Origin of the sequence: Neobacillus terrae (genome assembly GCF_011393025.1) — a bacterium.
GTDB lineage: Bacteria > Bacillota > Bacilli > Bacillales > Cytobacillaceae > Neobacillus_A > Neobacillus_A terrae.
On record NZ_JAAOEO010000004.1, the window covers coordinates 228378 to 252853 of the forward strand.

Annotated in this window: 20 protein-coding genes, 1 pseudogene and 1 riboswitch; of the genes and pseudogenes, 1 reads left to right on the forward strand and 20 read right to left on the reverse strand. The window is 39.5% G+C overall.

The features are described from left to right. Positions 1 to 331: 331 nt before the first annotated feature. The 11 genes and pseudogenes from G8761_RS07785 to G8761_RS07835 all read right to left on the reverse strand — a co-directional run bounded on the left by G8761_RS07785 (position 332) and on the right by G8761_RS07835 (position 13974). Positions 332 to 1378: a GerMN domain-containing protein gene (locus tag G8761_RS07785; protein ID WP_166025297.1), complete on the reverse strand. Its 1047-nt coding sequence runs from the start codon at positions 1376 to 1378 to the stop codon at positions 332 to 334. A 240-nt stretch (positions 1379 to 1618) separates the two neighbouring features. Then, entirely contained in the window at positions 1619 to 2419 is an 801-nt protein-coding gene (gene racE / locus G8761_RS07790; RefSeq protein WP_166025299.1) for a glutamate racemase, read from the reverse strand. 10 nt (positions 2420 to 2429) lie between these two features. Then, positions 2430 to 2885 carry a MarR family winged helix-turn-helix transcriptional regulator gene (locus G8761_RS07795; protein WP_166025301.1) on the reverse strand — a complete coding sequence of 152 codons (456 nt, stop codon included), beginning with the start codon at positions 2883 to 2885 and terminating at the stop codon, positions 2430 to 2432. A gap of 270 nt (positions 2886 to 3155) precedes the next feature. After that, complete coding sequence (gene gerE / locus G8761_RS07800) at positions 3156 to 3380, reverse strand: spore germination transcription factor GerE (protein ID WP_027320192.1); 225 nt, start codon at positions 3378 to 3380, stop codon at positions 3156 to 3158. Positions 3381 to 3516: 136 nt separating this feature from the next. Beyond that, complete coding sequence (locus G8761_RS07805) at positions 3517 to 3981, reverse strand: thioesterase family protein (protein WP_166025303.1); 465 nt, start codon at positions 3979 to 3981, stop codon at positions 3517 to 3519. Between the two features lie 324 nt (positions 3982 to 4305). Then, entirely contained in the window at positions 4306 to 7152 is a 2847-nt protein-coding gene (gene pulA / locus G8761_RS07810; protein WP_338000925.1) for a type I pullulanase, read from the reverse strand. Between the two features lie 651 nt (positions 7153 to 7803). Continuing rightward, positions 7804 to 9897 (reverse strand): annotated as a pseudogene (locus G8761_RS27810) (alpha-amylase family glycosyl hydrolase); the annotation flags it as partial. A 188-nt stretch (positions 9898 to 10085) separates the two neighbouring features. Continuing rightward, positions 10086 to 10670: a class D sortase gene (locus G8761_RS07820; RefSeq protein WP_166025305.1), complete on the reverse strand. Its 585-nt coding sequence runs from the start codon at positions 10668 to 10670 to the stop codon at positions 10086 to 10088. A 114-nt stretch (positions 10671 to 10784) separates the two neighbouring features. After that, entirely contained in the window at positions 10785 to 11546 is a 762-nt protein-coding gene (gene sdhB / locus G8761_RS07825) for a succinate dehydrogenase iron-sulfur subunit (RefSeq protein WP_166025306.1), read from the reverse strand. Positions 11547 to 11553: 7 nt separating this feature from the next. Then, positions 11554 to 13311 (reverse strand): succinate dehydrogenase flavoprotein subunit, encoded by a 1758-nt coding sequence (gene sdhA / locus G8761_RS07830; RefSeq protein ID WP_166025308.1) that lies wholly within the window; start codon positions 13309 to 13311, stop codon positions 11554 to 11556. Between the two features lie 54 nt (positions 13312 to 13365). Beyond that, entirely contained in the window at positions 13366 to 13974 is a 609-nt protein-coding gene (locus tag G8761_RS07835) for a succinate dehydrogenase cytochrome b558 subunit (RefSeq protein ID WP_166025310.1), read from the reverse strand. Between the two features lie 445 nt (positions 13975 to 14419). Here G8761_RS07835 and G8761_RS07840 point away from each other — a divergent pair, with 445 nt between their 5' ends. Next, complete coding sequence (locus G8761_RS07840; RefSeq protein ID WP_338000923.1) at positions 14420 to 14869, forward strand: YslB family protein; 450 nt, start codon at positions 14420 to 14422, stop codon at positions 14867 to 14869. Between the two features lie 122 nt (positions 14870 to 14991). Here the strand turns inward: G8761_RS07840 and G8761_RS07845 are convergent, their stop codons facing one another. The 9 genes from G8761_RS07845 to G8761_RS07885 all read right to left on the reverse strand — a co-directional run bounded on the left by G8761_RS07845 (position 14992) and on the right by G8761_RS07885 (position 24453). Beyond that, a complete protein-coding gene (locus G8761_RS07845; protein WP_166025312.1) occupies positions 14992 to 16227 on the reverse strand; it encodes an aspartate kinase in 1236 nt (411 codons plus the stop codon). Positions 16228 to 16349: 122 nt separating this feature from the next. Then, positions 16350 to 16528, reverse strand: a riboswitch (Lysine riboswitch). A 70-nt stretch (positions 16529 to 16598) separates the two neighbouring features. Continuing rightward, positions 16599 to 18371 carry an excinuclease ABC subunit UvrC gene (uvrC, locus tag G8761_RS07850; RefSeq protein ID WP_166025314.1) on the reverse strand — a complete coding sequence of 591 codons (1773 nt, stop codon included), beginning with the start codon at positions 18369 to 18371 and terminating at the stop codon, positions 16599 to 16601. Positions 18372 to 18570: 199 nt separating this feature from the next. Beyond that, entirely contained in the window at positions 18571 to 18972 is a 402-nt protein-coding gene (locus tag G8761_RS07855) for a hypothetical protein (RefSeq protein WP_166025316.1), read from the reverse strand. After that, a complete protein-coding gene (locus G8761_RS07860; protein WP_166025318.1) occupies positions 18959 to 20464 on the reverse strand; it encodes an FTR1 family iron permease in 1506 nt (501 codons plus the stop codon). Before G8761_RS07860 ends, G8761_RS07855 begins: the two co-directional genes overlap by 14 nt. Before the next feature lie 203 nt (positions 20465 to 20667). Beyond that, positions 20668 to 20982, reverse strand: coding sequence for a thioredoxin (gene trxA / locus G8761_RS07865; RefSeq protein WP_027320203.1), 315 nt, complete (start codon positions 20980 to 20982; stop codon positions 20668 to 20670). 182 nt (positions 20983 to 21164) lie between these two features. After that, entirely contained in the window at positions 21165 to 22142 is a 978-nt protein-coding gene (locus G8761_RS07870; protein WP_166025320.1) for an electron transfer flavoprotein subunit alpha/FixB family protein, read from the reverse strand. 37 nt (positions 22143 to 22179) lie between these two features. Further along, entirely contained in the window at positions 22180 to 22953 is a 774-nt protein-coding gene (locus G8761_RS07875; protein ID WP_166025322.1) for an electron transfer flavoprotein subunit beta/FixA family protein, read from the reverse strand. Between the two features lie 109 nt (positions 22954 to 23062). Further along, the gene (locus tag G8761_RS07880; RefSeq protein WP_166025325.1) at positions 23063 to 23836 is read right to left on the reverse strand and encodes an enoyl-CoA hydratase; all 774 of its coding nucleotides are present in this window, start codon (positions 23834 to 23836) and stop codon (positions 23063 to 23065) included. Between the two features lie 32 nt (positions 23837 to 23868). Further along, positions 23869 to 24453 (reverse strand): TetR/AcrR family transcriptional regulator, encoded by a 585-nt coding sequence (locus tag G8761_RS07885; protein ID WP_166025327.1) that lies wholly within the window; start codon positions 24451 to 24453, stop codon positions 23869 to 23871. Between the last annotated feature and the right edge of the window lie 23 nt (positions 24454 to 24476).

Genomic DNA, 24476 nt, shown 5'->3' on the forward strand with positions numbered 1-24476 from the left:
GACCCGCATCCTGTGGGCCTCCACTTCGACTGAGATAAAGGATACACGAAATGCAAAGCATTTCGATGTTGACTTATCGTAGGGAGAAGCGGGATGGACACTAGCTGGACCAAGTATCACCTACGGTCATACTTAATGCAAGATATTCAAAGAAGCTTTTCAGGCTGAAAACTCGCTGGGCGCTGGAGCTAGACACAATTTAATAGGTAAAACTTTATACTTATTATCAATCATGAACAACCCATAATGGCTTTCCCGCTAAATAAAGAAAAGGCAGGCCTTCAGCCAACCTCTTCCATTGTCTCTATAATAGTATAACAAAAATTTTTTTTTAAAAACTACCCGTATTTACTTTTTCAGGTCGGGTTACAGGCGCAGTTAATTTCTTTCCATCTTCTTTAACTAGTTCTGGTTTGCCATTTACCGTTACAGCCACGCTTTCAATTCCCTTTTGCTCTGTTAAGGAAAGGACCAGCGAGTCAAGTAAATGCTGTGAAATGATCTTTTTGTCAAAGCTGCCGTAAATAGAGTTATTGAAATTCAAGGTCACCTTTCCATTCTCTACTTTAGGTGCTTCTTTTAATTTAACTGTTGGAAGGAAGTCGGTTACTAAATCCGACTTTTGGTTAGGCCCTTTTACTAATTCTTCAACAATAGCTGCAATATTGTCTTTTTCCGTATTGCTTACACGCTTAGTGACAGGAACATAATAATACGCTCCCTCTTTGCCGCCAATGTAGTAAACAGTAACAGGCCTTGTATTTGTAATATCAAGTACATCTGCAGTATCAAGGTTGATACCGCTGGCCCTTGATAGACTTTCACTAATAGGTGTGCCATTTACCGGCATTTCCTTCAGCTCATGGCCCGCCATTTTTAATTTCACTTTTTTAATAGAGTCAAACTGGGTCAGGGTCCAGGTTACCGATTGAAGGATTTTCATTTCATCCTCAGCTTTATAATTCTTAAATTCTTTTGAAAAGTCTACGCTTGCAATGCCATCTTTAATATCAATAGTAAACTCAGTATCAGCCGGGAGCACTGCCCGGAATCCGTTAGGAAGGATTTCCGAAACCGGACCGCTATCTACCAGGTATTCCAGTGCCTGCTTGGCGACTGAGGATGTCTTCGGCAGGGTTAATGTCTGTGGAACCACATATCCATTTTTGTTAATTAAATACAGCTCTGTTTTAACTGCACCCTTTGCATTCTCCTTTTTTCCTGATGCTGCGTTGCTGGTTTTTCCGCTTGTATATGTCACACTTTTGGGCGGATCAATTTTTTTCTGGGTTTCCGTATTAAACAGCCCGCAGCCTGACAAAAGGACAGACGAAACAAGCACAGCTGAAACAATCGTTGTTGTTTTATTTTTGGACATTTAAATCCCTCCTGAGACAGTTTGTACTACATGTATACGAGCCTGCTCAGATTTTAGACCCTTAATGAGAAAATTTATGGACAATCTTTTGAAAATATTTACAGGGATAGCCGTTCTTCGAAGGACAAATCGTGTTGTGGCTGCTTGAAAAGAAAGTCCTTCTGCCGGTCTATGAAAGACAAAATTTGGTCTGGCTGCGAGAAAAATCCTCAAAAAACAAAAAAACTCCCACTTGGGGAGTTAATGTTCAAGCTTTATAGTTTCAACATGATCAATCTTCTCGTGAAGCCATTGTGAAGCAATTTGTGAAAAAATTGCCCTGGAGCCTGTAGTGTAAAATTCATGTACAGGTTCCTCATCATTTTCAGTCAACAAACCTTTATATTGAAGGATGGTGCTGATTTCTCTTGCTGTTTCATCTCCTGAGCTTATGACACTTACTTCAGGACCCATTACCTTTTTAATTAACGGTTCTAGCAATGGATAGTGGGTACATCCGAGGATGAGAGTATCTAGCCTTTGATTTAATAAAGGCTGCAGCGCCTCAGAAACAATCTTTTCAGCGATACTCCCGCTATACTCACCGCTTTCAACAAGAGGGACGAACTTTGGACACGCATGACTTTCAACATGCAGCCTGCTGTTTAACGCTTTTAAAGCTCTTTCATAAGCTCCGCTTTTTACTGTTCCTATAGTTCCTATAATCCCTACCCTATAATTATTTGTTGTTTTAATAGCGGCACGGGCACCAGGGAAAATTACACCAATTACAGGAATCGATAATTCTTGCTGAATATCTTCCAATACAGCTGCAGTTGCTGTATTGCAGGCAATGACCAGCATTTTTATGTTTCTTTTCAATAAAAATCTGGTTAATTGCCAGGTGAATTTTTTTACTTCGTATTTGGACCTTGGACCATAAGGGCATCGGGCTGTATCGCCAAGATAAATGATTTTCTCATTAGGAAGCTGTCTCATGATTTCTTTAGCTACCGTAAGGCCGCCAACCCCCGAATCCATTACTCCTATTGCCTGTTTCAAACTTCTCTCCTCATTCTTTACGCATTTCTAAATGCAGCTTTGTTAAATTACTCTGTAGTACCCGAATTTCATCGTCAGAGAAATTTATCAAAACAGCTTCTAGGTATCCTTGTCGCTTAATGATTACTTCTTCTATTATACGTTCTCCTTCTTCAAGCAAATGTATCCGGACAACGCGTCTGTCATTTGGATCCTTTACACGCATAACAAGCTTATTTTTTTCCATTCTATCAACAAGATCGGTTGTTGTGCTGCATGCAAGGTACATCTTATTGGAAAGTTCGCCTATTGTCATGTCCCCGTCTTCAAAAAGCCATTGAAGCGCTACAAATTGAGGCGGTGTAATGGTATAGTTGCTTAATAGCTCTCTTCCCTTTTGCTTGATAATACCGGCTATGTAGCGCAAGTCTTTCTCAATATCAGCTACAATAGGCCTGTCCTTTTTAATAGTCTCTTCGGCTTTCATTATTATACACTCCTATTCACCTTATGCAATTTGGTAAGCATTCATAACCTGATGAATGACCGGCTGCATGACAGGATTTACGGCTTTCCTATTCTCTTATTTTCTACTTTTTCGAGGGAAAATTCAAGAGGATACACTTATTTCTTATTGAAATGGCATAATGGAGTCAAATGAAGTACCTGTTTTTAAAGCAAACCTGTCATTTATCTGGTATACCATGATCTACTAATCTAAAAAATCAGGACCGGCCTAATAGTAGGCCGGTCTAGATTACAATTCCAGCTCTCCCATACGGAGGAGCTCTACAACAGCTTGTGAACGCCCCTTAACACCAAGCTTTTGCATTGCATTCGAAATATGATTTCGAACCGTTTTCTCGCTTATAAATAATTCACCAGCGATTTCTTTTGTTGTTTTGTCTTGAACCAACAGTTCGAATACTTCTCTTTCCCGTTTGGTGAGTAATGGCTTATGCGAAAATTCATTTTCCTTCAAGTATTGTAACCCTCCTTGCCTTCGCCAGTTATGAACCGTGGGATGGGTATATATTTAGTCACCATATCATATGTAATTTCAATAGCCGGAGTGACTGAATTCCTTGAAAGAGAACGAAAACTAATAAAATTGGTCTCTAGGCGTTTACAGAACTTTTTTTCAAAAACAACTTTTTCATCTCTTCCGTCCAGGGTGCTCCCTTGCCGCTTTTTTTCGACATTTGCACAACAGTCCCTCTGCCAGTAAAGCAAATGTCTCCGTTTTCCCTCTTACCCATATAATGAAGATCTACAGAAGAGGTTCCAATTTTATTGGCTTTTACATAAATTCTTAAACTTTGGTCGTAATACACTTGTTTTACATAGTCGCATTGCAAATCCGCAACAACAGGAATATTTTCACTTTCTGGCTTTACCCAATCCTGCATAAAACCCAGACTCTGAAAATAGTTAATCCTTGCTTCTTCAAAGTAAGAAAAAGGCACTGTATTATTTAAATGCCCAAACATGTCTGTTTCTGAAAACCGTACCTTTACAGGATGATAAAAAGAAAATTCTTTCTCCCATGAAATAATTTCTTCGATGTAATCCATCTTTGCCACTAATAATTTCGCCTCCTAAAAACTGAATCATTATTCATTTTTCTATTATATATTATTATTGTAGGATTTTTAAAGGAATTAGATTAGAAACATTATCAAGTTATCCTTAAGATTCTTTCTTCAGACGCGCCTTTAGGGAAAAATTCTCTTCCGCGTTCCTTACGTTTTGTCCTCGAGACGGGAGTTCAGGGACAAATCTTTATCGGGTTCCATTTGTTTTGTCCTTGATGAAGATTTCCAGTTCAATCTCATGCAAAAAGGGTGCCCTTATTTTTTCGGCGAGCACCCTCTGTGGAAATTAATTAAGTTACTTGATCAGTGAAATCAATCCTGGTCTTCCTTCTCAGCTTTTTTGTCGTGGAAGGTAAGAACGAACGTGCTTAATGCTGGAACTTTTACCTTATCACCATTCAATTTATCTAATGCTTCATCGCTAGCCTTAACTCCATTAACAAGAATATCCCATTTTCCTTTGCGTGGAAGTTGAATTTCAACTGGGGTTCTGTTGGCGTTATAAGCTACGACAATTTTTTCTGCTTTATCTCCGTTAGCATTTCCATCAAGAACATAAGCAACGGAATTAGCAGGAGCATCAATAAATTTGAGGTGCTGCCTAATGTCATCCGCATTTGTCATACGGAAAGCAGGGTGGCTTTTTCTTACCTTAACTAATCCTTTAAAATACTCTACCTCTGCATTAAACTGACTTCTGCGGGTCCAATCAAGCATATTGACTGCATCTCCGGCATTATAACTGTTCTCATTGCCGCCCTTTGTGCGCATGAATTCCTGGCCCGCATGAATGAAGGAAAGTCCCTGAGAAGTCAAAACAATCGATGTAGCAAGCTTGTGCATCTGCTTGCGTACTTCCTCGGTATCACTCTTATTTGTAATGGCTAACTTATCCCAAAGAGTAAGGTTATCATGGGCTTCTACATAGGTGACAGTCTGTTCAGGATCTTGTGAGAAGGTCATAATCTGATCGTTGTAATTAATTCCTCCTACAACCCCCTTCTTAATACGAAGCTCCATTCCAGTTTTTCCATTTACAAAACCTTTATCGTTTCCATCAAATACGCTGCCTTTTAAACCATCGCGAATATCGTCATTAAAATGGGCGATACCAGGCATTTTAGCTGCATTCTTTTGGTTTGCTTTCAATGCTGGGTCAAGGGCTGTTCCCAAATCCCATCCTTCTCCAATAGTAATAATCGAAGGATCGATATTGTCCAGTGCTTTTCTGACAGGGTTCATCGTATCTACATCATGGATACCCATTAGGTCAAATCTGAATCCATCAATATGGTATTCTTTAGCCCAATAAATAACAGAGTCTACAATAAACTTCCTCATCATTTTATGTTCGGAGGCTGTATCGTTTCCTACACCTGTTCCATTGCTTAAGGTGCCGTCTTCGTTATAACGGAAATAATAACCCGGCACAAGCTTATTAAAGTTTGATTCCTGTGCACTGAACATATGATTATAAACAACATCCATTACTACACGAAGATTATTGTCATGAAGCGTTTGAATCATTTGCTTCATTTCATTAATTCTTACGGTCGGTGTATAAGGATCAGTTGAATATGATCCTTCTGGAACATTGTAGTTTTTAGGGTCGTATCCCCAGTTATATTGAGGCTGATCGAGCTTAGTTTCATCTACACTTGCAGTGTTATAGTCATACATAGGAATAAACTGTACATGTGTTACCCCAAGATCCTTAATATGATCCAGGCCTGTTTTTACCCCATTAGGTCCTCTAGTTCCTGTTTCAGCAACCCCAAGGAACTTTCCACGATGGGCACTGCTTACACCGCTTTTTGGATCAATCGTTAAATCACGAATATGGGTTTCGTAAATGATGGCATCCTCGCGATTTTTAAAAGAAGGTTTTTTCGTACTCCAGTTCTTTGGATTTGTTGTTGCTAAATCAACGACCGCACCTTTATCACCGTTGACGGAAGTTGCACGTACATAAGGATCAACTGCTTCGTTCCATGAGTCACCAATTTTCACCTTGTAGGTGTATAACAAGCCCTTTTTATCACCAGACAATTCTGCAGTCCATGTTCCTTTCTCAGAACGGGTCATCGGAATTTCGGTACCCGTCTGGGAATTCCATTTATCATATGTTACTAATTTTGCCTCGCTTGCGGTCGGTGCCCAAAGACGGAAGTTTGTTTTTTCCTTTGTATAGGTGTTACCAAGATCTTTACCGTCATAATAGAAACGGTCTTCAAAAGATTTACTTCCAATGACTTTACCCATCTGAACAGTTGCCTGACCAAACCCTTCTTTACTGATGGTATATGTCTTAGATAAATCAAGTTCATCTTTTGTATAAATAACAACCTTGTTAGTCAAACCATCCGTCACTGTTCCAGCAGCCTCTACCTTATCAATCTCTGCCCCATTTATTACAATCCCAGGATTTTTTCCTTCCTCAAATGCAAATGGGAAGTTCGTTTCAAAGGTAATTTTATTTAGTTCATCAATTGCCGCCTTCGTAATTCGCGGTGAACGGTCTATTTTGGCCGGATTATCATAAATCCGTTTTTGGCCTTGTGCAAGCCAGACCTCGGCTTTTCCGTCTGCCGTGAATTTTGTAATAAAGCGATCTCCCTCAGTATCTTTTGCTGACCAGTCATCTTTTCTCACTATAAAACCAACCTTCGTGGCACCATTAAGGTTATCAAGAACCAAAGTACCCTGTTTGCCAAATGATGTGGTTTTATCCAGTTTTACCGGCTGGCCATCAGACTTGTCAGTCCATACCCATAAATCCCAATTATTATAATTCAAATCATATCGGTAGTAGTTGAATTTAACTTCTAAATGATTATATGTTGGAATGTCTCGGTATTCACCATCCGGTGGACTAGTATAAACTTTGTCATCTCCGGCTTTAACCCATACTTCATTCTGGCCATTCCAGATGTTATCAATAAAGCGGTCTCCGCCATCCTTTTCCCAGCTGTCAGTGCGGACAATGAAACCAATCTTATTCCAATCTCCATCGACTGTTAGGTCGGCCACTTTACCAAAGCTATCTGTGCCAGTAAAATTCATCACCTTGCCGCTCATTCCATCAGGCCAAACCCAAAGGTTCCAATCCTTTGTATCCCCTGCTTTCGGCTGGTAATGGATTTTTATCTTGGTAGTAATTTTCTGCTGAGCAGGTTCGACCTTTACAACTCTTGGATTAAGCGCATCAAAAACAAATACATAATCTTCACTGGTTTGAGGTGTAAAGGAGAGATTATCGCCATCAAGCCAATTGCCATCCATTACATATTTAAATTCAATCTTTTTACCAGCTTCAAGGGCAATCGGCTGACTCTTCCAGACTATATCTGCTGAGTCATAGGTTAGTGGTTTGTCTGCCCCACCCCAAGCTAGAGGATCAGAGCCTCTTAGAACTACATTGTCGTAAATCTTGTTTCTATCAAGTGGAACATCACTGTATTGGAGTGATCCTTCTACTTTATAGATGGAGAATGAATTTGCATTGCTATTAAACTTTAAATCTCCATTGCTATCATTGCTAAAATTAGTTGTTCCAAGCTGATTAGTTAATTTTACATCAGTAATTTTGGCCTGATTATATAATTTATTTACATCGATTTGCTGGTCGGAGGCGCCTTTGTTCACAACAACCAGATATTGACCATTTTGGTCGGCCCTCTCATAAGCAAAGACATTCTGGTCAGCCAGCAATGAGTTAATTGTTCCTGTACGCAACGCGCTAATATCATTGCGCAGCTTGATCATTTTCTTATAGTAGCTTTGCAGATCCAAATTTTGCTTAGCAGGATCCCAAGGCATCATTTCACGATAATAACGATCTTTCCAATCTGAAACAGTATCTGGGTCCTTACTCATTGAAAGTCCTACTTCATCACCATAATAAATGATTGGAGGCCCAGGCAGTGTAAATTGAGTTCCCACAGCCAGCTCCATCTTTGTTACACCTGCTTTATAAATAAAGCGAGGTTTATCATGGCTGTCAAGGAAAGAAGAAACAACATACTGTGATGGATATGTCGCAATATTATCTTTAACTGTCTTGCATAAATCTGCCATTGATTGGTCATTGGCAAATGCATTAACGAGTGCATCGTTCATGCCAAAGTCTAAAGCACCGTCAAGTTCACCTGCATAAGAATTAATTTTATCTCTGCTGTCCCAAACTTCCCCAAAAATATAGGAATTTGGATTAATCTGTTTAACTTTATGGCGGAAATCTGCCCAGTAGCTATAGCTAGGACCTTTTGCATAATCCAGGCGGAATCCATCAAATCCTAGATTAGTTAACCAAAATGGAACCACATCATTAATCATATAATTTCTTACTTCAGGATTATCATTATTTAATTCAGGGAGCTCTGAAACCCCTGAAAAGGTTTTATACTGATTGGGCCAATCTGTGAATGTGTACCAGTTGTAATAAGGGCTGCCCTCTCCTTGAGCTTTAGCGGATTCAAAAAAAGGATGCTGAGAGGATGAATGGTTAGCAACAAAATCATATACCACCTTCATGCCCTTATCATGAGCCTGAACAAGCAATTGCTTCATTGTTTGCTCGTCCCCAAAGTGAGGATTGATACCTTTAAAATTGGTTGGATGGTAACCATGTGAATATGGTCCTTCATATACCGGAGAAATCCAAATGGTATTAACTCCAAGGCCTTTAATATAGTCCAATTTGTTAATAACACCCTGCAGGTCTCCACCCATCCAGCCTTTTAATTGTTCATCACTAGATTTGCCTGCATTTGATTCATCATCATTCGTTGTATCACCATTATTAAAGCGGTCTACAAATACCTGATAAATGACTGCGTTTTTTGCCCAATCAGGAGACTTAAAGTGATCGACATAATAACCAAATGGCGTTGCCTGTTCAGGAACTACACTATTTGAATCGCCGTATTGTGAACCTGTTCCATCTGTATTCCAAACATCCGTAATATATTTAACATCCGTGCCATCAGGCTGTTTTGGAATAACTCCTTTAAATATAGTTGTTATGATTCCATTTTCTGTTGTCTTAGTACCTTGAAGTTTAACAGCAGTTCCTTGTGTTGCTGTTCCTCGGCTTCCGCTTGGGACGGTACCGTCAGTTGTATAGTAAATCGCACCGTCAGTTACCGAATTATAATGTTTAACAGTTACAGTAACTGTTACGGCATCATTGCTTGTTGGAATTTTTGGTGAATATGCGTAATTATTATTTACATCCTTTGCAACTGGCACAGCACTCCAGCTTGTAACTGTATCCTTATATACAGTACCTTCTGACGTGAAAGCTGCTTGGCGGTTTGAAGAAGCCTGTTCCTTAAACTTCTCATCCCCTAAAGAATACAGGTAATTTAATGTTTCCCCGGCATTTCCCGCAAGGGTTACTGCCCAGGTACCATCTTCCTGTTTCGTAAGAGGAGTAACCGTATAATTATAGCCATTTAAAGAAGTACCAACTGTTGGTGTTGCCCAATCTGGCGTATTGGAAGGCAACGCAACCTTAAGCGTCAGTTTTCCAGTAAATTTAGAGAAATCAAGATTTACATCTACAGTTCTTTCCTGATCTGGATGGAAAACGAAGATATAATCTCCTGTTTGTGGAGGTGTAAATCGGAGATTTTCTCCTTCCATCCAATTTCCATCCGTAACAAACTTATATTCTACTTGTTTTCCCCCTGGGAGATTAATAGGTTTACTCTCCCATACGCCCTTTGTTTGGTTGTATGTAAGCGGGTTGTTGTCTGAACTCCAATCGAGCGATGCTGCATCTCCTCGCAGCACAACTTTTTCATACGTCTTGTCTGCAGCAGTTGCCTTTTGTGCAATCGGTGCCACAAACGTACTAAAAAGCAGTATAAACGCTAAAAACACACTGGATAAGCGTTTCATACCTTTCCTCCTCTTAAAATTGTATTTTTGTGAAAACGTTTGCACAAACGAGAGATGCAAACGTTTTCATATAAAAAGCGTACCATGCAAAAATCTTTTATACAAACAAATTTATATGTGAAAATAGTTGTGTTTTTGACAAAGGATTTTGGAAATTTCGACAAAAAAAGAAGGCCTTTAGCCCCCTCTTAAATTGGTTTCGCATATATGATATAACGTTTTGGTGCATTTCCGACATATCTGAACGGATAGCATGTAGTAACAATTAACTCTTCCTCTTTATTTTGCAGGGTAATAATACTTCTATCATCTGCTTTTACAATTTTCGTCTTGATAATTTGATAGTTGTAGTTACCATAAGGCATTTTTACCTGAAGGGTATCTCCGATTTTGAGTTCTCCCAGTCTTCTAAAGACGGTATCCCTGTGACCCGATAGGACAATCTGCCCGTGCCCCCCGGGATAAAATGATCCTTTATAGTGTCCAACGCCCTTTTTGAGGTCATCTCCATTTGTTCCTTCAACTACCGCTAATTCTGATTTTAATTTGGGCAAAGTAAGGATACCTATTGCATCACCCTTGATAGGCGAGAATTCCTTTTTCTGTATAGCTGGTGTTTTTGTATTAGCATTATGGCTTGCAACCACCTGTTTTGCTTTTTTAAGGGTGGTATCCTCTTTAATTCCAGAATCAGTAAGCTGCCATATTCCAGTACCAAGAACACCAACACCTATTATTACTATTATCCAAGGTAGAAATGTTTTAAATTTCATTCTTCTCCCTCTTTCATGAGCAATATCATTTTCATATTATAACAAAAAGAATAGGCTCTATTGTTCAAAAGGCAGAAAAAAACCCCTTCCCGACGGGAAAGGAGCTTTTTAAAGTTAAATACTATCGCTTCCAAAGAAATTGCGGAATCCCTGGAAAGTAGTGTCCCTGTTAAGAGCTGCAATTGAAGTAGTCAAAGGAATACCTTTAGGGCAAGACTGAACACAGTTTTGAGAGTTACCACAATTAGTGATTCCTCCGTCTCCCATGATTGCTTCCAGACGTTCTGCCTTATTTAGTTCACCGGTAGGATGAGCATTAAATAAACGCACTTGAGACAATGGAGCTGGTCCAATAAAGTCTGATTTGCTGTTAACATTCGGACAGGCTTCCAAACATACGCCGCAAGTCATACATTTCGAAAGTTCATAAGCCCACTGGCGTTTCTTCTCTGCCATACGTGGCCCCGGTCCCAAATCGTAAGTTCCATCGATTGGAATCCAGGCTTTTACTTTTTTCAGTGAATCAAACATTCTGCTGCGGTCAACCTGTAAGTCACGGACAACAGGGAATGTACGCATTGGTTCAAGCCGGATAGGCTGCTCAAGCTGGTCAACTAGGGCTGAACAGGATTGGCGTGGCTTACCGTTGATAACCATGGAACAAGCACCGCAAACTTCCTCAAGGCAGTTCATTTCCCACGTAATTGGACTTGTTTTTTCTCCCTTGGCATTTACAGGATTTCTGCGAATTTCCATAAGGGCAGAAATCACGTTCATATTTGGACGATATTCAATATCGAATTCTTCCGTATAAGGAGCAGAATCCGGTGTTTCCTGTCTAGAAATAATAAACTTTACTGTTTTATTTTCAGCCATGACGCTTCTACTCCTCCTTTGATTTTGAATAGTCGCGTTTACGCGGCTTAATTAAGGAAATATCTACATCCTCGTAGTGGAACGCAGGTGCAGATTTAGCATCCACGAACTTTGCCATAGTTGTTTTTAAGAAATCCTCGTCATTTCTTTCCGGGAAATCAGGCTTGTAATGTGCTCCGCGGCTTTCATTACGATTTAGTGCACCAATTGTAATAACACGTGCAAGCTGCAGCATGTTCTGAAGCTGTCTTGTAAAGGCAGCTCCCTGGTTGCTCCATTTAGCTGTATCGTTAATATTAATATTTTGGTAACGTTCCAGAAGCTCTTGGAGCTTTTCGTCTGTCTTTTGAAGCTTATCGTTATAGCGGACAACCGTTACGTTGTCAGTCATCCATTCTCCAAGTTCCTTATGAAGGACATATGCATTTTCCGTTCCATTCATTGACATAATGCCGTTCCATTTATCTTCTTGCTCTCGCACATGCTGATCATATAATGAAGAAGATAGGGAATCTGAACCCTTTTTCAATCCATTAACGTATTTAACAGCATTTGGTCCTGCAAGCATACCGCCGTATACGGCAGAAAGAAGTGAGTTTGCTCCAAGACGGTTAGCACCGTGCTGGGAAAAATCACACTCTCCCGCTGCAAATAATCCAGGAATATTAGTCATTTGATCATAATCAACCCAAAGTCCGCCCATTGAATAGTGGACAGCAGGGAAAATTTTCATTGGAAGCTTACGTGGGTCTTCACCCATGAACTTCTCATAAATCTCAATAATACCGCCAAGCTTAATATCCAATTCCTTCGGATCCTTATGGGAAAGATCAAGGAAAACCGTGTTTTCGCCATTAACACCCAGTTTCATGTCAACGCAAACATGGAAAATTTCACGTGTTGCAATATCCCTTGGAACAAGGTTTCCGTATGCAGGGTATTTTTCCTCAAGGAAATACCAAGGCTTACCGTCTTTATAAGTCCAAACGCGACCGCCTTCACCACGTGCTGATTCACTCATCAAGCGAAGCTTATCATCCCCAGGAATAGCTGTTGGGTGAATCTGAATAAACTCACCATTTGCATAATATGCACCCTGCTGATAAAGGATGGAAGCAGCAGATCCTGTATTAATAACGGAGTTGGTTGATTTACCGAAGATAATTCCAGGTCCTCCTGATGCCATGATAACGGCATCAGCTGAGAAAGCTTTTACTTCCATCGATTTCAAGTTTTGAACTGTTACTCCGCGGCAAGTTCCCTCATCATCAAGAACTGCCCCTAAGAATTCCCAGCCTTCATACTTTGTAACCAAGCCAGCAACTTCAAAACGGCGTACCTGCTCATCCAATGCATAAAGGAGCTGCTGACCAGTAGTTGCACCAGCAAAAGCAGTACGATGATGCTGTGTTCCACCAAAGCGGCGGAAGTCAAGCAATCCTTCAGGTGTACGGTTAAACATAACACCCATACGGTCAAATAAATGTATAATGCCCGGTGCAGCTTCACACATTGCTTTAACAGGAGGCTGATTAGCCAAAAAGTCCCCGCCATAGATTGTATCGTCAAAGTGGATCCAAGGAGAATCCCCTTCACCTTTTGTATTTACCGCTCCATTTATACCACCCTGGGCACAAACAGAGTGAGATCGTTTAACAGGAACAAGTGAGAATAGCTCTACCGGTGTTCCCGATTCTGCAACCTTAATTGTTGCCATTAAGCCGGCCAAACCGCCGCCGACAATAATCACCTTTCCTTTAGCCATAGTGATTCACTCCCCTAAATACTGCATCCTATTACATATAAAAATTGAAGTCTATTAAATGAAAGAAACAAGTGCACTAATTCCTACATAAGAAAGCGCAACAAATAAAATGATGGTAACGTATGTAGTAATTCGTTGTGATCTTGGTGTAATTGTAATTCCCCAGCTAACAAGAAATGACCATAATCCATTTGCAAAGTGGAATACAGTAGAAAGGATTCCAACTACATAGAACCAGAACATAAATGGAGAAGAAAGGATGTTCTCCATCATCTGAAAGTTTACTTCCGTTCCAAAAGCCGCTGCAATTCTGGTCTCCCATACATGCCACGCAACAAAAATTAAAGTAATAACTCCTGAAACACGCTGAAGCATAAACATCCAGTTTCGGAAATAGCCATATCTGCCAACATTGTTATTAGCTGTAAAAGCAATATAAAGGCCATAGATTGCATGGAAAAGCAAAGGCAAGAAAATAATAACCGTTTCTAGCAAAATGCGGAACGGCAGATTGCCCATAAAATTGGCAGCCTTGTCAAACGATGCTGCTCCTCCTGTTGCATAATGATTGACTACCAAGTGCTGCATCAGGAAAATTCCTACAGGAATTACCCCTAGCAATGAATGCAATCTTCGATAAAAAAACTCTCGATTACCAGCCATACATTACCCCCCTTAAATTATAGAGATGAATCAAGTTTTCTCTCTTTCTAAGAATTAAAACTATCATCATCTGACAAAGTAAATACCCCTTTGTAACAATACTGTGAACATGTTCATTTTACTCCCATCATTTTGTACCGTCAAGAAAACGTATACATAAAAGTCTTATATTTAAAAAATTTTTTAAATATATTGATAGTGACAAAATTATTAAAAAAAGCTTTAAAATAAAGCCTGTTTCCCCTTATATATAAAGACATTTTGAATATATTGCCGAATTTTGAAAAAAATTCGTATACGGTTTTTGGATCTTTAAAAATTATACCAAAAGAATGGGTATACTAAAATAACAATATTTTAATAGGCAGAATTTACTTTTTCCAAAAAAAATGCTTAAATCCAATTCAAATTGTATATAATAGACTAATAGAAAGAGGGGAGAGCTTTGAAAGAACATACATCTGCTGAACTTGAAGCATCTAATCAAACTGAGAATCCGGATATGTTTGGATATGAACTTTTACGCGGAGATCTTCTGCCAGCGTTATTAGGCAAGGACACCCCGGAAATCTTATATTGGGCTGGCAAACATCTTGCCAGAAAGCACCCGCTTAAAAGCCTTTTAGAAATTAACGACTTTTTTATACGAGCCTCGTGGGGTTCTCTCGAGCTAAAAGTCGAGGATAAAAGTGAAATGGAATTTGAAATGGAAAGCCCGTTAATGGTCTCAAGAGTAAAATCCAAGTCCGAACACTTTTTTCAGCTTGAGGCGGGCTTCCTTGCTCAGCAAATTGAATTCTTAAAAGGTGCAGTAACTGAAGCCTTTGAGCACCCTTTAAAAAAGGAATTAAAGGTAAAATTCACTGTGAAATGGGATCATAAAGACACCCTGTAATAGGAACAAAAAACGAAGCAAGTTGCTGTCATCCAAAAACATTAACAAAAAGCTTTCACCCGAAAATCCTAGGTGAAAGCTTTTTATTTTAGTCTTTCATAAAAATAAGCCAATTCATTTTTTTATCTTTTTACAGCCTGGTATTCCTTAGCTAAATCAAAAGCGTTATGAAGCACTTCAACCGCCTTAAGCATACTTGTTTCTGCTACAACAGCGGATACTTTGATTTCTGAGGTGCTAACCATTTTCACATAAATTCCGTTATCAGCAAGAACCTTGAACATTTCTGCTGCAACGCCTGGATTGGAAACCATGCCGGATCCCACAATAGATACCTTTGCCAGCTTCATTTCCCATTCTACCTGGTCATATTCAAGAACGGCCCTGTTTTCCTCAAGAACCTTTAATGTATTCTCAAGATCCTCTGTCTTAATTGAGAAAGAAAGATTTGTTTCATTAGATTCAGTCGTACTCTGAATGATAATATCAACATTTATTTGATTTTTTGCAAGGGTAGTAAAGATTGTTGATAATCCAGTCAGATAATTATGCAATCCAAAGATTGTCACTCTTGTAATTTCATCCTCAAAAGCAATTCCACGGACAACTAAATTTTCCTCCATTTTTGGTTCCTCCTCAATAATTGTACCTGACACTCTCTCCATGCTTGAACGAACCTCGAGAGGCACGCTATAATTTTTGGCAAATTCAACCGCTCTTGGATGCAGAACCCCTGCACCCAAATTGGCAAGCTCCAGCATTTCATCATAGGACACTGCCAGGAGTTTTCGGGCATCCTTTACATATCTAGGGTCGGTTGTATAAACTCCTGTAACATCAGTATAAATATCGCACTTATCTGCTTTCAAAGCTGCTGCAAGTGCTACTGCAGTTGTATCTGACCCGCCGCGCCCAAGAGTGGTAATTTCTCCGGAATCGGAGATCCCCTGGAAACCTGCCACTATAACAACTTTCCCTTCGGAGAGCTGTTTTTTAATTGAATCAGTTTCAATTTTTAATATACGTGCATTCCCATGTACTGGCTCTGTATGTATACCCGCCTGCCAGCCTGTAAAGGATACAGAATCGGTCCCCTGGTTTTTCAAAGCCATGGCCAGCAGGGAGATTGTAATTTGTTCGCCTGTTGTTAAAAGCATATCCATTTCTCGCTTATCTGGTTGGGCAGATAATTCTTTTGCAAGACTAACTAGATGATCAGTTGTTTTACCCATAGCAGAAACAACCACAACAACGTCATTCCCTCTAGCCTTTTCTTCCTTGACTCTCTCTGCCACATTCAAGATTCTTTCCGCGCTGCCAACAGAAGTTCCTCCAAATTTTTGAACAATTAATCCCACACTTTTCCCCTTCTTTCTGTTTTTTCCGAGCTGGCTTATTTCAGTTTTCCCCATAAAAAAACAAAAAAGCAATGAGAGAATATCTCATTGCTTTGAACACGAATAAAAAATATACGCGTACAATGTGAGATAGCTCTCCAGGGTTATGTACCCTGACAATCCGGCATTTATTCAATACAGGACCAGCAAAGAAGGTGATGAGTCCTTCACTGCTTCGGCGGATAATCCCTTTCATGACCCTTCCCGGAAGCTCACTCTTCTCCAGGCCATTACTCTTGATTCCCGCACCTCTACCTTCACTTTAATACTATAAAGTGATAGTAATATAAAGTTTTTTAAATTATAGCATAACTAAAATTCCTTGACAATGTTTATTCCTGAAGTTTTTTTTGCAGCTCTTCGGCTACATTTACCGGAAGTCCAGCCTCCAAAAATTCTTCAAGTCCAGCTTCCTTCATCTTCTTAACAGATCCAAAATGTTTAAGCAATAACTTTTTCCTCTTTTCACCGATACCCTGGATATCATCAAGGAGAGAATGAAAAGCTGTTTTCCCCCGGGTCTCCCGGTGGAAAGTGATAGCAAACCGGTGAACCTCGTCCTGGATTCTTTGCAGCAAATAAAATTCCTGGCTGTTTCTTCCTAATGGAACAATTTCTAAAGGATTTCCGTAAAGAAGCTGGGAGGTTTTGTGTTTCTCATCTTTTACCAATCCTGAAAGAGGAATATCCAGGCCCAACTCATTTTCCAATACATCTCTAACAGCTTCAACGTGCCCTTTTCCTCCGTCAATGATGATTAAATCGGGAAGTGGAAGTGATTCTTTGAGAACTCTTGTGTATCTTCTTCTAACAACTTCTCTCATTGATTCATAATCATCCGGACCTTTTACGGATTTAATCTTATATTTACGATATTCTCTTTTATTTGCTTTTCCATCCTGAAAAACAACCAGAGCTGAAACAGGATCAGTTCCCTGAATATTAGAGTTATCAAATGCCTCAATCCGGTGTGGCGTATAGATTCCAAGAAGGCTTCCCAGGTTTTCAACTGCTTTAACGGAACGCTCTTCATCCCGTTCAATAAGTGAGAACTTCTCATTTAAAGCAATTCTGGAATTTTTAACGGCAAGCTTTACAAGCTCTTTTTTTTGCCCTCTTTGCGGCTTCAGTACTTTTACCTCTAAAAGCTGTTCGGCTAGTGCAGTATCAATTTCGTCTGGAATGAGAATTTCCTTTGGCTTGATATGGTTTGCTTTTTCATAAAATTGGCCAAGATAGGTTAAGATTTCTTCTTCAGGCTCGTTGTATATTGGGAATAAGGAGACATCCCGTTCAATTAATTTTCCCTGACGGACAAAAAACACCTGAACACACATCCATCCTTTATCAACCGCGTAACCAAATACATCCCGGTCGGTAAAGTCAGTTGTAGTCATTTTCTGCTTTTCCATGGTTGTTTCTATATGAGCAATTTTATCCCGGTATTCCTTAGCTCTTTCAAAATCTAAATTTTCTGCTGCAATGGTCATTTTTTCTGTAAGTTCATTCTTAATATCTTTATAACCACCATTAAGAAAACGAGTAATATCATCGGTAATTTGTTTGTATTGTTCTGCTGCAATATCCTTTACACATGGAGCAAGACATTGCCCCAGATGATAATACAGGCAGACTCTGTCCGGCAGGGTGGCACATTTTCGAAGAGGATAGATTCTATCCAGCAGCTTTTTGGTTTCATTGGCTGCCTGCACATTAGGGTAGGGACCAAAGTATTTCCCTTTATCCTTTTTTACCTTCCTTGTGATAATCAGCTTTGGATGTCTTTCCGCTGTAAGTTTAATAAACGGATAAGTTTTATCGTCCTTAAGCATGATGTTATATTTCGGATCATGCTTCTTAATTAAATTTAACTCAAGAATAAGCGCCTCTATATCCGACGATGTAACAATGTATTCAAAGTCCTCAATTTCATTTACAAGCCTGAGGGTTTTTCCATCATGAGAGCCTGTAAAGTAAGATCGGACACGGTTTTTCAGAACTTTTGCCTTTCCCACATAGATAATAGTTCCCTGACGGTCCTTCATCAAATAGCAGCCAGGCTGATCCGGCAGCAATGTGAGTTTTTGCTTTATGATCTCATTCATTCTTGCTACCTCCCATTTATATATGTTATATCATGATAAACACTTTACAAACAATAATTAGATAAGCTTATGCCGTTTCCGTCCTAAACGGCTGAACCATTATCCTGTTTTTGTCCTCTGCTTGATTCCTGCAGGAAATAAAATAACTGATATTAAACGGCAAAAGAAGAGCAAAGATTAGCTCTGCTCTTCTTCTTTATTATTTTAAGTTTTTAACTTCTGTCAAAGCATTATTAAGTTCATCTGCTGCCTTGGAAAGGGTATTTCCATCCAGCGGTTCAGATTTGGCCCCCGCCTCAATTGTATGAAGTGGTGTTTCTACTTTTTCATACAATTCTTTGTCTTTATCCTTTACGCCATCTTCAAATTTTTGCCAGGATTCTTCAAGTTCTGCCCCACTTTTTTTAACCTTAGCAGAATCTTTGTCTTTTAGCTGTATTTTCAAGTCTGCAATGGTCTTTTGCATTTCTTTTGCCCCTTCGCTGATTGAAGTACCGCTATTTGTTTTTTCAGCCTTTTCGTTTTCATTTCCCCCGCCGCAGGCCGCAAGTGAGAATGATAAAGCAAGTATGATTGGTATGATAAGTTTAGGCGATTTCATTTAAATTCCTCCCAGATTGCATCTTCATTTTGTTATCTTTTCTTTTATTTATAATTGCTGCGATAACCGCAATAACCAGGAGAAGCAATTGTGGGATGAAGCTTTCCCAGGTTGAATATAAAGCAAAAAAGTCGATAGTTGGTATTGGTGCTTGGGTAGCTGGCAAGAGTCCTGCAAGCTGCAGGCCATGAATACCCATACCTGCAAATTTGAAGCACAAATAAAACATTAAAATACTTGATACCAGGAAGAACGGTCTCATTGGAATTTTTAAGCCTACTTTTAGGATTAGATAAGATAATACAGCTAGAATAGCTAAACCAATTGCAATGCCTAAGAGTAAAGATGTCAGTTTAATAGATGACGCCATCCCAATAAAGAATAAGACTGTTTCTGTTCCTTCACGGAAAACAGCCAGGAACGATAAGAGGGCCAGTGAGATGAGACTTCCCTTATTTAAGGCCTTAGTACTTTGGGTTCGAATGTATCTCTGCCATTCTGAAATACTTGATTTGCTGTGAAGCCAATAGCTCATATAAAGAAGCATGGCGGCTGCAAAAACACCGGTCCAGCCAGCAATAAGAAAATTGTTGCTGCCAAATGCACCTGCAGAGAATAATAAGTTAACAATTGTCCCAAGAATAATACTTATTCCCAGTCCAGCTGCCACCCCTAACCAAATCCATTTTCCCTTATTTTCATGCCCCGATTTTTTTAAGAATCCAAGTAAAGCGACAATAACAAGCAGAGCTTCTAATCCTTCACGCAAAAGAATCGTTATCGCATCCATCATGTTGTAGCTTGTTTTTGCAACAAGAGGTGAAAGGTAATCTCTCATACCTTCAATTGTCTTTTTGGCATCTTTTACATCTGCCGGCTTTGATGAAAGCATCGCATAGGAAGAAACCATATCCCTTTCTGCATCACTATAGACTGTTGAAGACTGTGTGAGGACAACTCCTTCAACGTTTAACCAGGATTTACGAAACTCTTCTATATCCTTTCTGGCACCTTCAATATCATTATCTTTAATTTTGGATAACGATTGGTTTAACAAGGTAACCAGCTCAGAAACATTCCCTGTTTGGCCGTTATTATTATTATTTTTATCCGGTCCGTCTGTATACTTTCCGTCGATAAACTTTTCATTGGTTTCTTTCAAATCAAGAAGAGCATTTTTTACCTTCGTCTGATCTGCAGGCTGCTGTGCAAATGCAAATGAAACCATGCCCATTTTATCTTCAATTTCACGATAAGCCTGAGAAGATTTATTTTTAATGCCATCCTCAATTGAAAGCCAAGTTGAATTAAATTTCTTAAATTGTTCCGAAGCTTTTTCCAATTCACCTTTATCAACTGACCCAATTGTTTCGTTAATAATTATGTTTGCATTTGTCATATCTTCTTCTGTACTTGCAGCAGAGCTATTTGTTGGGAGGGCTATATATGCTGCAAGTACTATTAATAAAGCCGTAATAAATTTAAGTTTCATAGTTTCCTCCTTATGTATTGACTGTCTATTATGTTTGATAAATGAAAACCATTTTCAATTACATTAAAAATTATATATTCATTGAGAATGAATGTCAATGTCATTTAAGTGAATAAGCAAGTTAAAAATGCACATTACTACTGTAATGGTTTTACAAAACAAAAACCCCCAGCTAAAGCTGGGGGTTAACTATCTATATATTATTAGATGTGCTTTTGCAAAACACTTGCAAGAGCATCTTTTGGCTGGAAGCCAACAACTTTATCTACTACTTCTCCGTCTTTTAATACCAACAATGTTGGGATGCTCATAACGCCGAATTTAGCAGCTGTTTCCTGGTTATCATCTACATCAAGTTTAGTAATTTTTACTTTATCTCCCATTTCTGAGTCAAGTTCTTCAAGAACTGGAGCTATCATTTTGCAAGGTCCGCACCATGGAGCCCAGAAGTCAACAAGCACTAAGCCTGATCCAGTTTCAGCTGAAAAAGTTTGGTCTGTAACGTGTGAAATTGCCATTGGAATTTCCTCCTAATTTAATACTCAAATACTACGGAAAGTATATCATCGATTTAAAAATCATGCTAATAATTTGTTTCTGATGTATTTTACCCTTTTTCAATTAAACTATTCATAGATACAGAAAACGGCCGGCATTGCCGGCCATTTTTACCTTGGAACCGATTTATAAAAGGGAAGTATTACGAATGTACCTTAAGCTTTTTAAATTCTTCTGTAAGCATTGGCACTACTTCAAAAAGGTCTCCAACGATGCCATAATCTGCAACCTTGAAGATATTGGCTTCAGGATCCTTATTAATAGCCACAATGACCTTAGAATTGGACATACCTGCTAGGTGCTGGATAGCTCCTGAAATTCCGCACGCAATGTAAAGGTCTGGCGTTACTACTTTACCTGTCTGGCCAATCTGAAGTGAATAATCACAATAATCTGCGTCGCATGCTCCACGGGATGCTCCGACTGCTCCGCCCAAAACATTTGCAAGTTCCTTTAACGGCTCAAAGCCATCTTCGCTCTTTACGCCGCGTCCACCCGCTACAATAACTTTTGCTTCAGAAAGATCAACACCTTCTGTTGCTTTGCGGACAACTTCCTTAATAACAGTTCTAAGATCCTTTACATCAACTGAAAGGCTTGTTACTTCTCCTGATCTGCTATCATCCTTTTCAAGCGGTGCAATGTTATTTGGACGAATCGTTGCAAAAACCAATCCATCCGTTACGATTTTCTTTTCAAACGCTTTACCGGAATAAATAGGGCGTGTAAATACAATGTTTCCTCCTGCCGCTTCCACATCAGTAGCATCGGAGATTAATCCAGATGAAAGTTTTGCTGCAATTTTTGGTGCAAGGTCTTTTCCAAGGGCTGTATGACCAAAAATTAATCCTTCAGGCTGTTCCTGTTCTACTGCAGCCAAAACGGCCTGCGAATAACCATCCGGAGTATATTGCTTTAAGTTTTCGTTTTCTATTGTCAGCACTCGGTCTGCACCAGCTGCAACCATTTCATTTGCTAAAGCGCTTACAGACTCCCCAGCCAAAACAGCTACAACTTCTCCGCCTTCAGCAACCGTTTTTCCTGCAGCAACTGCCTCAAAAGATACATTACGCAATGCGCCGTCTCGTACTTCACCTAAAACTAATACTTTTCTAGCCATTCTATTTACCTCCTGCATGAATTGTTGTCTTAAAGGATTAAATTACTTTTGCTTCAGTGTGGAGCAGATTAACAAGTTCCTTTACCTGATCAGTAAGTTCACCATGAAGCACTTTACCAGCCTCTTTCTTTGGAGGAAGATAGATTTCAATTGTTTTTGTTTTAGCTTCAACATCTTCTTCTTCCAAATCGAGATCATCAAGCTCGAGCTCATCAAGCGGCTTCTTTTTTGCTTTCATGATGCCCGGCAGGGATGGATACCTTGGCTCATTTAATCCCTGTTGTGCGGTAACCAATAAAGGAAGGGTTGTTTCAATAACCTCGGAATCTCCCTCAACATCGCGGGTAACAGTTGCAGTAGTACCGTTAATTTCAAGGTTTGTAATAGTGGTTACGTATGAAATGCCAAGCATTTCAGCTACACGGGGAGCAACTTGACCAGACCCTCCGTCAATAGCTACGTTTCCTCCAATGATGAGATCTGCATCTTTATCCTTTAAGTATTCAGCCAGGATTTTAGCAGTTGTAAATTGATCACCATTTTCCACATCATCTTCAGTGTTGATAAGAACGGCTTTATCAGCACCCATAGCCAGTGCAGTGCGAAGCTGCTTTTCTGTTTCTTCGTCTCCTACCGAAACGACAGTAACTTCTCCGCCCTGTGCATCTCTTACTTGGATTGCCTCTTCAACCGCATATTCGTCGTAAGGATTAATGATAAACTCGGCACCATCCTCATTGATTTTGCCGCCGGAAATAGTAATTTTTTCTTCAGTGTCAAATGTTCTTTTCAGCAAAACATAAATATTCATAGTTTCCCTCCTAAGAATTCAAACATTTTTTCTGTTCTAAAGATTAAAAAAATTTTATATAAAAAAATTTTTTTAATTTGAGAAGCGGGAGTTACCTATTCCCGCTATATCATTTCCCTTTAAATTCAGGCTCTCTTTTTTCCATAAAAGCCCGAATCCCTTCCTGTCCATCTTCAGACAAAAATACGTGTCCAAATAGTTCAGCTTCTTTGTTTACTCCATTGTAAAATTCCTCAGTCTTCGAGAAATTAAGTAATTCAATGGCAGCCTTTAATGCCACAGGACTCTTTTTGGCAATCTTCTTAGCAATCTTATAGGCATTTTCCATAACTTGCTCTTCAGGATAGGCATGATTTGCCAAGCCAAATTGCACAGCCTCCAACCCGGTAATAGGATCAGAAGTAAAAAGCATTTCAGCAGCCCTGGCAGTGCCTACGAATTTCGGCAGTCTCTGAGTTCCGGCAAATCCGGGAACAAGACCTAGCTGTAATTCCGGAAGGCCTAATTTTGCTGTTTCGCTGACAAGCCTAAAATGGCAGGCCATAGCAAGTTCCAGGCCGCCTCCCAGTGCTGCACCGTGAATAGCAGCAATAATTGGTCTTGGGAACCTTTCCATTCTGTCAAATAAATCCTGGCCATATTTCGCAAGCTTTGAAAAGTCTTCACCTGTTTGAATAGATGTAAACTCCTTAATGTCTGCACCTGCCGAAAAGAAACGCCCTTCGCCATGGACAATAATTGCCCTGACTTCTTCATTTGTTTCAATTTCATCAAGCACTGAAGCTAATTCCCTCAAAAGGCCTGATGAAAGGGCATTTGCAGGAGGCCGCTGAATCGTTATGGTAGCGATTCTGTCTGCTGTCGACCATTTTAAGTATTCCAAATCAATCCCTCCTATGGCTAAAGAAACAATATTTATGATCCGCGCAACCCGCTGATGAGCAGCTGATGTACTGGCTTATAAAGGGCCTGCAAATCATATTTTTGATCATTCATCACCCAGGATGTCACTGTTTCATCCATCGTACCGAAGATCATTTGCCTTGCTAGTCTGACATCGAGCTGCTGGGAAAACTCTCCGCTTTCTTTGCCCTCATTTAGAATTTTATCAATCAGCTTTAAATACCCTTTAAGTACATCATTTATCCTTAAACGAAGTTCCTTATTGGATTGCCTTAACTCTAATTGTGTAACTATGGCAAGATGTCGGTCACCTGACAGCAGGTTAAAGTGCGTCTCAATCATCATTAATAACTTCTCTGCTGCGCTTTCTTTTCCTGCCATCATTTCATTTAAATTTTCAATAAGGCTGCCCATTTTTTCTTCGAAGAGAGAGATTAAAATATCTTCTTTATTCTTAAAATACAAATAAATGGTTCCATCAGCGACGCCTGCCTGTTTAGCAATTTTAGAGACCTGAGCCTGGTGATAGCCATTTTCAGCTATTACTATAACTGCAGCATCGATAATCTGCTTATATTTCGGTTTGTTTTTTTTCATTTTATCCCTCCCTCAAAGCCGTA

Excerpts from the sequence above, each read along its gene's own strand:
- G8761_RS07820 (WP_166025305.1), bottom strand. The coding sequence starts at position 10,670 with ATGAAATTTAAAACATTTCTACCTTGGATAATAGTAATAATAGGTGTT.
- G8761_RS07860 (WP_166025318.1), bottom strand. The coding sequence starts at position 20,464 with ATGAAACTTAAATTTATTACGGCTTTATTAATAGTACTTGCAGCATAT.
- uvrC (WP_166025314.1), bottom strand. The coding sequence starts at position 18,371 with ATGAATGAGATCATAAAGCAAAAACTCACATTGCTGCCGGATCAGCCT.
- sdhA (WP_166025308.1), bottom strand. The coding sequence starts at position 13,311 with ATGGCTAAAGGAAAGGTGATTATTGTCGGCGGCGGTTTGGCCGGCTTA.
- G8761_RS07835 (WP_166025310.1), bottom strand. The coding sequence starts at position 13,974 with ATGGCTGGTAATCGAGAGTTTTTTTATCGAAGATTGCATTCATTGCTA.
- G8761_RS07875 (WP_166025322.1), bottom strand. The coding sequence starts at position 22,953 with ATGAATATTTATGTTTTGCTGAAAAGAACATTTGACACTGAAGAAAAA.
- G8761_RS07855 (WP_166025316.1), bottom strand. The coding sequence starts at position 18,972 with ATGAAATCGCCTAAACTTATCATACCAATCATACTTGCTTTATCATTC.
- G8761_RS07785 (WP_166025297.1), bottom strand. The coding sequence starts at position 1,378 with ATGTCCAAAAATAAAACAACAACGATTGTTTCAGCTGTGCTTGTTTCG.
- G8761_RS07795 (WP_166025301.1), bottom strand. The coding sequence starts at position 2,885 with ATGAAAGCCGAAGAGACTATTAAAAAGGACAGGCCTATTGTAGCTGAT.
- trxA (WP_027320203.1), bottom strand. The coding sequence starts at position 20,982 with ATGGCAATTTCACACGTTACAGACCAAACTTTTTCAGCTGAAACTGGA.
- sdhB (WP_166025306.1), bottom strand. The coding sequence starts at position 11,546 with ATGGCTGAAAATAAAACAGTAAAGTTTATTATTTCTAGACAGGAAACA.
- G8761_RS07870 (WP_166025320.1), bottom strand. The coding sequence starts at position 22,142 with ATGGCTAGAAAAGTATTAGTTTTAGGTGAAGTACGAGACGGCGCATTG.
- G8761_RS07885 (WP_166025327.1), bottom strand. The coding sequence starts at position 24,453 with ATGAAAAAAAACAAACCGAAATATAAGCAGATTATCGATGCTGCAGTT.